Raw genomic sequence first — 12,508 nt, 5'->3', positions numbered from 1 at the left:
GGAGCTATTATGGCAAACCACCCAATAAGCATTGAGAGTGCCGGTGGCGAATATATGGAATCCGTTGTCGTATTGGGTTGGTCGGTCCAGCCCGGCGCAGCGGTCAAAGCCGGACAGTTGATCGTTACAGTCGAGACGGCCAAAGCTGCCACGGAAATCGAAGCAGACCGCGATGGCTGGCTCGCTGAAATTTTCTTCGATGAAGGCCAGGAAGCGCCCCTGGGTGCAGTTCTAGGCACAATCTCGGACACGGAGCCTTCTCAGGTCGAGGAGCCGGAAAAAAGCGCATCACTTGCAGAAGGCCGTGCTCAACCGGTTAAAATACCGGATCAGCCAGTACCCGTGAAGTCTCAACAAAAGGGCGGACGTGTTATAGCGAGCCCACTTGCCCGGCGTGTCGCCAGAGATGCGGGCCTCGATCTGACGGGAATCGCAGGAACCGGTCCGAAAGGCCGGATAAAACAACGTGACGTTGTTGCCGTTTTGAATGCTTCGCCCAAAGCCGTGGCCCCTCCGCAGCCGGTTCATTCAATTTCGTCAGCCGGCACTCAACAGCGCCCCGTCGATCCGGTCGTATTGCTGCATGGTTTTGGCGCGGACCGCTCGTCGTGGCGGCAGGTAACATCGTTGTTGCCTTCCGAATATGACATTGTGGCCCTCGATCTGCCGGGTCACGGCCTTGAGGCAGAGCGATCCGTGACGAGTTTTGAAGATATCGTCTTCGATGTCTCGGACCGTCTGGAAGCAATGGGAATCGATCGCGCCCATATTGTCGGCCATTCGCTTGGCGGTGCGGTTGCGTTGGGCCTGACGTCCTTTGGTAAAGTTTCAGTTCGTTCAGCAACTTTGCTGGCGCCGGGCGGATTGGGGCCGGAAATCAACATCGATTTCATCAATGGGTTGGCGCGCTCCACCACAGAGCAAGCGCTTGAACGCTGGCTTACGGTCATGGTGAGCGATCCAGCCAGCTTGCCGCAAGGATATGCACGCGCTGCACTGCGGCAAATGCAGAATGCAGGCGTTCAGGAAGGGCTTTCCTCATTGGCTCTGCGGCTGTTCCCCGACGGGACGCAGGGATTCGATATTCTGAAAGCCTTACAAAATCTGCAAGTGCCAGCCCGAACTATCTGGGGGCGTGCCGATCATGTCATTCCCGTTTCGCATAGCAATCGCGTTCCGGGTCATGTCGCAACACACCTGCTGGATGGCATCGGTCATGTACCACAGCTTGAAGCATCGGAACTGACGGCACGTCTTATTACGCAAACCATAAAGAGTGCGAATTAGCACGAACTTATCCGACTTAGCTCTGGAGGAAGACGCCATGATCTTCGATCATCGTACTTATACTGCCCGTCCCAATATGCTGCCTAAGTTTCTGAACCTATATGAAGAGATCGGCCTGCCGATGCAGCGCCATTATCTCGGTGAGCCCTTTGGCTTCTTCCAGACTCATATCGGCGACCTTTCAAGAACCGTCCATCTTTGGAAGTATGACAGTCTCGCTGACCGTGAAACCCGCCGCGACCGGATGGAAGCCGATCCAGAATGGCAGGACTATCGTCGTAAGGTGATTGAGACAGATTATCTCTCGGATATGCGCAATCAGATTCTCAAGCCGGTTTCCTTCTTTCATACCGAGAAATAAACATGAATTTGATATTTTCCGTGCAGGGTCAAAGTTGGCCGGTGCGAATGAGTGGTCAGGCCGAGCGCACTCAGAAGGCTGTTCTGAACGCGCTTCCCATGACTCTGCAACTGCATACGCCAAAGATCGCTGGTAGCCATATCTACTGGCACGCGCCTTTTGTCGAAGATGTAGAAGGTGCAACCCATGTACTCGCCGCAAAACCCGGTGCGTTCATTTACTGGCCGGTTCGGCAGTTTTTGGAGATCACCTTTGCGCCGCTGCAGGCTGAAACTGCACAGATTACGGTTCTCGGACATCTTGATGCCCCTGTCGAGGGTATTGCCGAATTGGCACAAGCCCTCAAGGCCGAGCAAGGCCAGAAAATTTTTGACGGTTCGCTAAGTTACGCTGATAAGGCCAATACGCCGGAATGGCCGCAGTCCTCATTGCCTGAAGATATTATCGGTGCTCGTAAAGCATTGTGGATGTCTTGCCCGGAAGAAATCCAGCACCTCACGCAATCGCGCGCCATCATGCATCCGGCGGGTCCTGTCTTTGCAGCGGAATCCGAAGCACGAGTTTTGCACGAACTGCTCTGGTGGATAAGGGCTGAAGCCAATCAGACTGACCAGAATATACTGCGTCACACCGCAGCTTTGGTTCTGAACAAGGCCGCGACGCGATTGCGGGATTTCTGCCATCTGAGTGAGACATCCGCCACATTGTTTCGACTGGAAGCAGCCATGAAGGAAGCCGTTCCCTTCGCTGAGTTGATCGATGAGTCGATTCTGATCGCGGGGCGCATCGGCGCGTGGCTCGATCTGCTCATCCCATGGAATAACGTGAATGAAGCTTTCCGCGCAGCCGTCCCAGCGGAGGTAGCAAAATCATGACAAAGTTAACGATTGGCATAATCGGTTTTGGCGTAATCGGCCAACGCTGGGCGGCCTCCTTTGCACATGCCGGACATCCAGTGCGGGTATATGACCCCATTAATAACAGCGCGGACTATCATAAGGACATCTTGCCTGCACTGTTAGCGGATCTGGATGCTCTCAAAGGTGTGCAACGCGAACCCGGTTCCATCGATTTTTTTTCGTCCGTGGCCGCCGCGCTTTCAGGCGTTCAGTTTGTGCAGGAGAATGGCCCGGAGAAGCTGGATTTGAAACGAAAGCTGCTGGCCGAGATCGAAGAGCATATTGAAGACGATATCATTATTGCCTCTTCTTCGTCTGCTTTGCTGGTTACGGAAATGCAGAGTGAATGCCGCAATCCCGAACGTGTCATCCTTGGACACCCGTTTAATCCGGTTCATTTGATGCCATTGGTGGAAGTCGTCGGTGGACAGGCGACAGATTCGGAGAACTTGAGGAAGGCCAAGGCGATCTATGAAGAAATTGGAAAAAAGGTCGTTATTCTCAATCAGGAAGTGACCGGTCATCTGGCATTACGTCTGATGGGGGCTATGTGGCGTGAAGCTATCGCACTGGTACGTGAAGGGGTTGCGACAGTGGAAGATGTGGATCGTGCTTTCATTTACGGCCCCGGCCCCAAATGGACCTTGCAGGGGTCTTTTATCGCAAACAGCCTGAACGCACAGAACATTGAGGATTTTCTGGTCAAGTATGGTCCTACCTATCAGGCAATCTGGGATACGTTGCTCGATGCCAGATTGGATACTGAAACGATCAGAATTGTCGCTTCGTCAACCAATGATGCAGTGAAAGAGCGGACACCGGAAACACTGAAAGCAGAACGCGATGCCGGGCTGATCGATATCCTGAAGGCTGTCGCAGAACGCGGCGCATTATAATCGGAATATTGGGAGGATTGTCATGAACTATAAAACAGCTCTTGTGACCGGTGCGTCAAAAGGAATCGGCGCTGCAATTACGGCAAAGCTGATTGAGGAAGGACTGACAGTTTTCGGACTGGCGCGCAATCTTTCGGCTCTGGAAAAGCAGGCCAGTAAATTTGGCGCAAAGTACAGGCCCGTTGTCGCTGATGTGCGCGATCATCTGGCAATCGCGCAGCAACTCGGGGATACTCCTATTGACGTTCTGGTAAACAATGCAGGTGGGCTGGCCACGGTCCGCCCCCTGCACGAACAGAGCGCTGAGGAAACTGTCGAAACTATCGAGCTCAACCTAACTGCGCCGTTGCAGTTAATCCGGTTTGTATTGCCCCACATGATCAGGCAAAAGTCGGGGCACATCTTCAACTTGACCAGCACAGCCGCTACGGCGGTGTTTCCGGGCACCACAACCTACGGCGCGTCGAAAGCCGGGCTTTCGCAAGCAGGTGAAATTCTGCGCTATGACCTTGCTGGCACGGGTGTAAGGCTCACCGAAATTGCTCCTGGTCGCGTTGAGACGGAATTTTATGTTCAGGCATTTGGTGGCGATCAGGAAGAGTTGCGCAATCGGATGTACACGCATCAAAGACCGCTTCGTCCTGAAGATATTGCATCGGTGCTTGTACATGCATTGCGTCTTCCACAACATGTCGATGTTGCGAAGATGCTTGTTACTCCAACGGATCAGGCAGCGGGTGGCTCTGTTTATCCGTCGACTCAAGGGAGTTTGGAACCCGAAAGCGCCTAGAAGCTGCGTTTTGCAGCTTTGCTGTTTGTTTTATTCCGGTTTTTCAGTCAACTTCGACAATACGGCCTCGGAAGCATCCCTCCAAATGGCCGGTTGTCCGCCATCCGACAATATATTCAAGCCAAGCTCGGTAATGCCGCCGGGGGTTACAAGCTCTGAAAGAAGCTGCGAAACAGGGTCTGGCTTCTCATCGATCAGACGGCCCGCAGCGATGAAAGTATTTGCAATCAACTGCCGCGCGGTCGGTTCGCTCAGTCCTTTTTCTGTACACCATTCAGTCGTCTGGCGGATCAAATCCTGTACCCAGCCATAGACGGCGGCATTCACCGTCGCCACTTCAAAATCAGCTTCACTTGCGAGCGCAATCACTGGCCCCAAATGCTTCAGAATTGCAACTGCATCGGGGATCGGCGGGAAGCACGCCGTGGGACTGGCATTAATTGCTGCGGCAGTTAATGGCATCGCGCGCACAACGCGCGCTGGCACTACCGGTATATTTTCAATCGCAACACCCGCACACGCACTGATGACGATTTGTTCTTTACGCCATGGAAGTCCTTTAGTGGATTTTGCTGCATCCATCGGGCGTACGGCGAGGAGGACGACATCCGCCATATCAACCAGACTGGCATTATCGGTTGCTATACGTATACCGTACAAGTCTGATAGCTCTTTGACTTTGCCACGGGGAGAAAGGATTATATTTTTTGCATCGAAACCAGACCGCAACAGGCCGGAGACAATCGTGGTTGCGAGATGACCTACACCGAGAATACCGAGAAACATTTTTACCCCGCAATGAAGATCGTGACTTTTGCGCGGTGCTGGACTAAACAGCAATAGTGTATTTAGAAGTGTCCACACAATGAATCAGCATAGGCAAGAGATTTTATGAAAGAAACCTTAAAAACGCTCGATACCGCAGAAATCTCACCTAATACTGATGTGCGCAGATCTGCCGACAGCAGCGAAAAAGCCTATAAAGCGATACGTCAGCTTCTCGTGGAATTTCGACTGAAGCCTGAAGAACGTCTCAATGAGGTGCAGCTTTCCCGTCGACTGGGCGTTTCCAGAACCCCCATCCGCGAAGCCTTGAATCGCCTTGCTTCGGAAGGCTTCGTATCGGCGGCGCCAAACCGCGGATTCTTTGTGCGAAGCCTTAACATTGAAGGCCTGCTTGATCTTTACGAATTGCGAATCATTATCGAATGCGCAGCATTTCGGCTCATGTGCCAGAGGGCGAATGATGTCGAGCTTGCGCGGTTAAAAGACTATTGGGATTCTCAAAAGGAAGGCTATAATGATCAGCCCCCGGATGAAATTTTGGCTGCTGACGAAGGCTTTCATCTGCTTATAGCGGAGTTATCCGGCAATCCTGAACTGGTGAATACATTAGAGTCAATCAATGCAAGAATACGCTTCATTCGGCGAATCCAAATTGAACACTCAACACATGATCTAAAGTTGATATCTGCCCATTCGAACATTGTTGCCGCGGCAATGGCCCGAGATGTCGAACAGGGGATAAACATTCTACAAGGTCATATTGAGATGACGGTTTCTGCCACGCGTGAAGCGTTGAAAGATGCCTTGTTGAAAGTTTACTCACAAAGTGAAAGCGCGTTGTAGATCCGATGCAAGTCCGCTGCGGAGTTTGATAATCCGCCCTCCGCTTCTTTCAGAAAAATGGCTATGAGTGCGGGTGCTATCATCGCTTGGTCTAGCCTACAACAAGGATCAGGTTAAGACGCCTCCTAAATCCTGGAAAGATCTATGGAACGCGGAATCGATCCAGTTCGTTGTGTCTCAACAAGATGTAATCGGCGGCGACATCCGCGAGCTGGGGATTGTCGATGTTCAAAGGTCGCCATTTTGATAAGCTCGTGATCCCGTTATGCGTGCGAGGGTAAGCTCGTTTCTACCTGCAGCAAGGTTTTGCAACGAAACCATCGAAAATTCTCTGTTGGTGAAAAGCCGAAGTCCTACAACCGCTATCCTTGACGAAACGTTTGCAACACAACCCAAGCGACAGCTGCAATTTCTCTGCTCTTTTACAATTAGAGATAATGGTTATTCAGCAACCTCAGACGTCGAGGACGACGTCGCTGGTTGGAATAGCCTGGCAGGTGAGGCAGATAGCTGGGTCATCGGGTTCAGTCCCGTGCAGATGGCGGACGGTTCCCGATACAACACGCACGGCACAGCTCTCGCATTGACCAACCCGACAACCGCTTGGCAGATTGAGGCCCAGCTTGTCGGCGAACTGAAGCAATGGTCCATGGGCAGCCGTCCATATTTCCGGCATCTTGTGCGATTGCGAGAATGTAACTGTGTATTGCCGACCATCATCAATGATCGGGCCAGGCGGTGATCGGAAAACCTCACTGAAGATGTCGAAGGGCGGAATGCCGCGTGCAACAAGGCCGTCGGCGAACGCTTTCATCATGCCGGGCGGCCCACACATGTATATGCGCGGCTGACGTCCGAGGAGATGCTGGGGCACTACATCCGCACTGATGCGGGCGCTGCTAGCGAAATCGCGACCTTTCTCCTCGCAGGGCAAAGGGGCATCATAGTGATTAACAACCCGCAGCCCCGGCAAGCGCTGGCTGTGTTCGGCGATCCTGCATCGAAACGCATGTGTTCGACTGTTGAGATTACCGTAGAATAGCCAGATCTCGGTCTCGTCTCCGTCCGGCAGCGATTCCATCAGACTGATAAACGGCGTGATACCGACACCGCCTGCAAGCAGGATCAGAGGCTGCTGCGATTTTCGTGGCAACACGAAGTTTCCCGACGGGGCCATCAGCTCCACGGTGTCGCCTTCCTTCATATGGCAGTTGATGTAGCTCGACATCCTGCCTTCAAAAACCGCGCCATCGGGAGCGACGCCCTTTTGATGCCGGACCGCGATACTGTAGTGTGTACGGCCGTCGATCTGGGCGGCTCCAGTCAGCGAATAGGCGCGACTCGTACCGTCGCCGATGCGTACCTGAATATGCTGGCCTGGCCGGAAATCGGGCAGTTGCCTCCCATCCATGGCCTCGAATACCACACCGCGAACCCCGTCCGCTTCAGCGGTCGACCTGACCACGCGAAACGGGCTATAACCGGGCCAGGCTCTTTGGCGCCGTTCCGTCAGAGGGTCAAGTTCAATATTGCAGCGAAACGAGCGATGAGGGATCGAGCCGCTCACCGGATCAACAGCATCGGCCGAGATCAGGTTATTGGCATTGCTGCTCTCCGCCCCCCGGATCGGGAGAATGCTGCGGTCGAGTTCGGGGCACGCCTGCCACCACCCGAATTCGGCAACCACCACATCATCAGCAAGATTGGGTACGAGTCGTGCGACAAAACGCGCGGCACCATTTCGCGTGGAGATGCGAATCCAGTCGCCTTCGTGGACGCCATGTTCACGAGCCAGACCTTGGCCGATTTCTGCGATCGGTTCCGGTGCCCGTTTCCTGAGGGAGGCAAGGCTTCGATGCTGGCTATGGCAATAATAACCATTCTTGGCGGAGCTGAGAACGAGCGGAAACCGTCGCTCATTTCCGTCGCGCCGCGTGATCTCATCCTCCGCAGGGGGAACGAATGTCGCAACAGGAGGCTGACCATTGCGGTGCAGAAGCTCCGAGTAAAGCTCAACTCGTCGGGTCTGCGTATCGAAGCCGCGAATCCGGTCGGTGCCATCGTGGTGCGGAAGTTGATATTTGCGTTCGCGGCAATCGACTTCGCATTTAATGCCTTCTGGTTGCGCACGTAATGCAGTTACCGTCAACCCAAGCGGTTCCAGCATATAGTTCCAGCCTGCCTCCAGATTACCCCCGAAGAACTCCTTCGACATACCAAGACGGCATGCGAGATCGAACACTATGTCGTTGTCGGAACGAGATTGGCCGCGCGGCTCGACCAGGCGCTGGCGGAATTGCACAAGGGAAGCTGCATCATCGCTGATTTCAAAGCCGAAACGGATGCCCTCGTGCTCCCAGGGCGTGTTGACAGGCATGAATATGTCGGCGTAACGCGCTGCCGGCGTTTCGAACAGATCGCAATGAACGTGAAACTCCAGCGACTTCAGTGCTTCTTCCGCCAGTGCGCTGTCAGCTTGAGAAACCGGCAGGTTTGCGCCGAAAGCCATGAGTGCGCGGACCCGATAAGGAGTTCCTTCAATGATCGCACGGTACATATCCCGCGCCGTGACCCAACCCGTAGCGGGTGGCCCAATAGGACGTTCGTTTGATCCCAACGCCTTGGAAAGCTGCTCGGAACTGAGAGCATCCAACTCATTGACTGGCCGATAAAAGGGGCCGCGCCTCACACGATTGCCGCCTACAACATCATAGCTGCCTGACAACGCATACAAGCTGGCAACAGCCCGCTCAGTCTGCGTGGCGTTAGTGTGTTGGCCGATGCCCGTCCAGGCATGATATGCGATGCGACGCCCTGCACTCATGAGTTCGGTTGCTGCTGCAAGAGCGTCCGGCGACACGCCGGTGATGCTTTGGACGTATTCAGGACAGTACGGCGCGGCAGCGCGTGCAAGCAGTTCCAAAGCCGGAGTGCAGAGCAATCGCTGCCCGTCCCCATCGATTAGTTCGACATCTCCACGCAACTGCAATGCCTGTGCCTTGTCCGCAGGAAGAGCGCGGTCACTATCAATTGCAGCAGGTACGTTACGGCACCCGTCCCAAGCCACATACCGGTCAGTTACGGCATCCGGCCAAACCACTTGTTCGCGGAGAAGAAGTCCGTTGTCCTGCCGGACAAGGAGAGGCGCATTCGTCCAGTTTCGCAGAAAGTGTTCATCGTGAAGATTGTTGTCGAGAATCAGCCGGATCATTCCGAGCGCCAGCGCACCGTCTGTTCCCGGGCGCACCGGCAACCAGACATCGGCCTGCTTGGCAAGCGCTGTCGGACGGGGATCAACGACGACCAATTTCGCACCCCGGGAGCGGCCGACTGAGATTTCATTTGCCTGAGCAAGCCATGTATTCGCAGGGTTATGACCCCACAGCAAAATTGTATCGGCATTTGAATAGTCGGCTGGAGGCAGACCGCTGCCGAAGGTGAAAGCGTGGGCGAAATCCTTGTGCCAATTGCAGATTTCCGTGCCATAGCAGGTGTTGGGGCTGCCGAACCTACGAATGAAACGCTCAATCCAGTCAATGCTGTCGGATAGCGGCGTGCCGCTGGGCGTCGTCACAGAGAACGCGACCGCTTCGGCTCCGCTTTCTGCTTTCACCCGGCCAAGTTTCTCTGCGGTTTCCGCCAACGCCTCTTCCCAGGTTATGCGAACCCATCCTGGATCCACTGATCCCTTCGGCGTTGTTCGTCGCATCGGATGAAGCTGGCGGTGCGGGCTGTGGACGAGTTCCGGCGCGGCACGCCCCTTCATGCACATGGCCTTGCCAGTGGGGTGGGAGGGGTCCGGTCGGACGGACACAAATTGACCGTTACGGACGGTGTTGAGGGTGCCGCAACGCGACCTGCAAAGAGTGCAATATCCGCCGATTTCTTCCGTCACGTTTTGCTCATCCAAGTAGCGCATTATTGTAATGCACTACTGAAACGTGGAAGCTGCGTGATGTCAAGCTACAAGTGAAACTCCTTGAGCGCCGATCGCACATCAAGAATGGCTTGACAGCATATTAGTAGCGCATTACTGTGATGCATCACATAGGATCGACCTCAAGATCGATCTAGGGGAACGAGAGATTTTTTGCACGGATTGCGCGGTACCCATGCGTGGGATTCCGTAGGTCAATAAGGGTGACTGCCTTCAAATCCGCAGAGCACTCTTGTCGTCGCCTCGGATGAAGCGAGTTCGTCAGGCGTGCCTGTATGAGCGGTCCACAATAGGGAGGGACTTTATCATGGCTGTACTTGAGGCACGAAACATCAGTATTGCGTTCGGCGGATTTTATGCTGTTAAAAATGTCAATTTCACGCTGCAAGAGGGCGCAGTGCAAGCTGTTATTGGCCCCAACGGCGCAGGCAAGACGACACTCTTCAATCTTCTAACCAAGTTTCTGCGGCCGACCAAGGGGCAAATTTTCCATGAAGGAACCGATGTCACGGTGATGACGCCAGCGGCTATCGCCCGCCGCGGTGTCGTGCGTTCCTTCCAGATCTCGGCGGTCTTTCAGGCTCTGACGGTGCGGGAAAACATCGAGCTGGCGCTTCTGCGCCGCAGCGGGTTGCAGTGGCGACTTCTAGGTCATGCCCGCCGCAACAAGGCGCTGGTTGAGCGGACAAACGAGATTCTCGAACAATTCGGCTTCGCGAAGGAAGCTGATATGGCGACCTCCCGATTGTCCTATGGACGCAAGCGCGTTCTCGAACTCGCCACCACCGTCGCGGCAGATCCCGAGGTGCTGCTGCTGGATGAACCGATGGCAGGGCTTGGGCGGGAAGACATCGATCGCGTTACCGATCTTATCCAGCAGATAGCGAGAGGACGCTCGGTTCTTCTTGTCGAACACAACATGCAAGTTGTTTCGCGGCTCGCCGATCGAATCACTGTCATGGTTCGCGGACAGGTTCTCGCCGAAGGCTCTTACGCGGAAGTATCGACACGGCCCGACGTCATCGCCGCATATACAGGAGGAGGACACTGATGAGCAATGCCCTAACGGTCAGCAGGCTTGAAGCCTGGTATGGCGAATCAAAGGCACTGCACGGCATCAATTTCCATCTTGCAGAAGGTGAGGTCGTCGCACTGCTTGGCCGCAACGGTGCCGGCAAGTCAACGACACTCAGATCGATTATGGGCCTCCTGGCTGCCCGTAAGGGGTCGGTGCTCTATAAGGGCGAGGAGTTGATTGCGGCTCGAACTTTCGAGATTGCGCGAAAAGGCGTCGCTTTCTGCCCGGAAGAACGGGGCATCTTTGCCAGCCTTGATGTGCGCGAGAATCTGATGCTTCCCCCCAGGGTCGCTGCAAATGGCCTCGAAATCGAGGACATATTCGACCTGTTTCCGAATCTGCGCGAGCGCATGGACAGTCCTGGCACGAAGCTCTCTGGCGGCGAACAGCAGATGCTGGCGCTCGCCCGAATTCTCAGGACCGGCGCAAAAGTCCTGCTGCTTGATGAGCCCACGGAGGGGCTTGCGCCCATCATCATCAAACAGATCGAAAATACGATCATCAGGCTCAAGGCGCTCGGCTTCACCATTCTTCTTGTCGAGCAGAATGTCGGTTTTGCGCACGCGCTGGCAGATCGCAACTACATCGTCGAGACCGGCTTGATTGTCGATGAGGTGCCTGCGGCCGATTTCGATCGCCGCCTGCCATCCATTCAAAGCTACCTTGGCCTTTAGTCCCTCGCACGCACGGAAAGCGACATGACGACAATATTTGGTATTCCGACAGCGCTGCTCTTCGGGCAACTGCTTCTAGGCATCATAAACGGTGCCTTTTATGCGACCCTTAGCCTGGGGCTCGCTGTCATCTTCGGTATGATGAACATCGCCAACTTTGCGCATGGCGCCCTCTATATGATGGGAGCAGTTGGCGCATGGTTTCTGCTGAACACGCTGGGCATCGGCTATTGGCCTGCGCTCCTGCTCTGCCCGCTCATCGTGGGTATAGTTGGCGTGATCATCGAGCGGTTCATCCTTCGAAGGGTGAGTCACATAGACCACCTTTACGGCATGCTGCTGACATTTGGTCTCGCGTTGATCATTCAAGGGATGTTCCGCTTCTGGTTCGGCGCGTCAGGCCTGCCTTATGCAATTCCGGCTGAACTGAACGGCGGAATGAACCTCGGTTTCATGTTCCTACCATACTATCGCGCCTGGGTAGTCATTGCCTCCATCGCAGTCTGTTTTGCGACATGGTTCGTGATCGAGAAGACCCGCCTCGGTGCCCACCTGCGCGCGGCAACCGAAAATCCGAACCTCGTTCAGGCCTTTGGCATCAACGTGCCGCTGATGATTATGCTCGTTTATGGTGGCGGGGCGGCCTTGGCAGCATTCGCAGGCGTTCTTGCCGCACCTATTCTTCAGGTCAGCCCGACAATGGGCGCAGACATTCTGATCGTCATTTTCGCAGTCGTCGTCATCGGTGGCCTTGGATCGATCAAGGGTGCGATCATCGCTGGCTTCTCCGCCGGGATTCTCGAAGGCCTGACAAAGGCATTTTACCCGGAAGCATCGACAACCGTCGTCTTCGTACTCATGGCCCTGGTTCTTCTCGTCAAGCCGACAGGTCTGTTCGGCGCAAAGACGCAAAGTGCCTCGACGTCCGTTGCCTTACCGGCTCTGGCCCGGGAAACG

General features: G+C 54.7%; 10 protein-coding genes and 1 pseudogene. 9 read left to right on the top strand and 2 right to left on the bottom strand.

From position 1 onward, the window contains the following. The first annotated feature begins 9 nt into the window (after positions 1-9). The 5 genes from KUG47_RS01310 to KUG47_RS01290 all read left to right on the top strand — a co-directional run bounded on the left by KUG47_RS01310 (position 10) and on the right by KUG47_RS01290 (position 4,233). Positions 10-1,287 (top strand): acetoin dehydrogenase dihydrolipoyllysine-residue acetyltransferase subunit, encoded by a 1,278-nt coding sequence (locus KUG47_RS01310; RefSeq protein ID WP_217676159.1) that lies wholly within the window; start codon positions 10-12, stop codon positions 1,285-1,287. Between the two features lie 37 nt (positions 1,288-1,324). Further along, entirely contained in the window at positions 1,325-1,648 is a 324-nt protein-coding gene (locus KUG47_RS01305) for an NIPSNAP family protein (RefSeq protein WP_217676158.1), read from the top strand. Between the two features lie 98 nt (positions 1,649-1,746). Continuing rightward, positions 1,747-2,523, top strand: coding sequence for a hypothetical protein (locus KUG47_RS01300; protein ID WP_217676157.1), 777 nt, complete (start codon positions 1,747-1,749; stop codon positions 2,521-2,523). After that, complete coding sequence (locus KUG47_RS01295) at positions 2,520-3,443, top strand: 3-hydroxyacyl-CoA dehydrogenase NAD-binding domain-containing protein (protein WP_217676156.1); 924 nt, start codon at positions 2,520-2,522, stop codon at positions 3,441-3,443. The genes KUG47_RS01300 and KUG47_RS01295 overlap by 4 nt, the downstream gene beginning before the upstream one ends. Before the next feature lie 22 nt (positions 3,444-3,465). Further along, positions 3,466-4,233 carry an SDR family oxidoreductase gene (locus KUG47_RS01290; protein WP_217676155.1) on the top strand — a complete coding sequence of 256 codons (768 nt, stop codon included), beginning with the start codon at positions 3,466-3,468 and terminating at the stop codon, positions 4,231-4,233. A 30-nt stretch (positions 4,234-4,263) separates the two neighbouring features. On the opposite strand, the gene KUG47_RS01285 is transcribed toward KUG47_RS01290, so the two are convergent. Continuing rightward, positions 4,264-5,019: an NAD(P)-binding domain-containing protein gene (locus KUG47_RS01285; RefSeq protein WP_217676154.1), complete on the bottom strand. Its 756-nt coding sequence runs from the start codon at positions 5,017-5,019 to the stop codon at positions 4,264-4,266. 105 nt (positions 5,020-5,124) lie between these two features. On the opposite strand from KUG47_RS01285, the gene KUG47_RS01280 reads away from it, so the two are divergent. After that, the gene (locus KUG47_RS01280; RefSeq protein WP_217676153.1) at positions 5,125-5,862 is read left to right on the top strand and encodes a GntR family transcriptional regulator; all 738 of its coding nucleotides are present in this window, start codon (positions 5,125-5,127) and stop codon (positions 5,860-5,862) included. A 454-nt stretch (positions 5,863-6,316) separates the two neighbouring features. Here KUG47_RS01280 and KUG47_RS01275 read toward each other — a convergent pair whose 3' ends face one another. Further along, positions 6,317-9,781 (bottom strand): molybdopterin-dependent oxidoreductase, encoded by a 3,465-nt coding sequence (locus KUG47_RS01275; protein WP_422718040.1) that lies wholly within the window; start codon positions 9,779-9,781, stop codon positions 6,317-6,319. 325 nt (positions 9,782-10,106) lie between these two features. Between KUG47_RS01275 and KUG47_RS01270 the strand changes: the two genes are divergently transcribed. From KUG47_RS01270 to KUG47_RS16825, 3 genes and pseudogenes are all read left to right on the top strand, one after another. Next, positions 10,107-10,850: an ABC transporter ATP-binding protein gene (locus tag KUG47_RS01270; RefSeq protein ID WP_217676151.1), complete on the top strand. Its 744-nt coding sequence runs from the start codon at positions 10,107-10,109 to the stop codon at positions 10,848-10,850. Then, on the top strand, positions 10,850-11,551 hold the full coding sequence (locus KUG47_RS01265) for an ABC transporter ATP-binding protein (protein WP_217676150.1): 702 nt from the start codon (positions 10,850-10,852) through the stop codon (positions 11,549-11,551). The genes KUG47_RS01270 and KUG47_RS01265 overlap by 1 nt, the downstream gene beginning before the upstream one ends. 24 nt (positions 11,552-11,575) lie before the next feature. Then, positions 11,576-12,451: pseudogene (locus tag KUG47_RS16825) on the top strand (branched-chain amino acid ABC transporter permease); the annotation flags it as partial. Between the last annotated feature and the right edge of the window lie 57 nt (positions 12,452-12,508).

The sequence above is a fragment of the Falsochrobactrum tianjinense genome (genome assembly GCF_019100495.1).
In the GTDB taxonomy this organism is placed as follows: Bacteria; Pseudomonadota; Alphaproteobacteria; order Rhizobiales; family Rhizobiaceae; genus Brucella; species Brucella tianjinense.
This window is presented reverse-complemented; position numbering and strand designations above follow the sequence as displayed.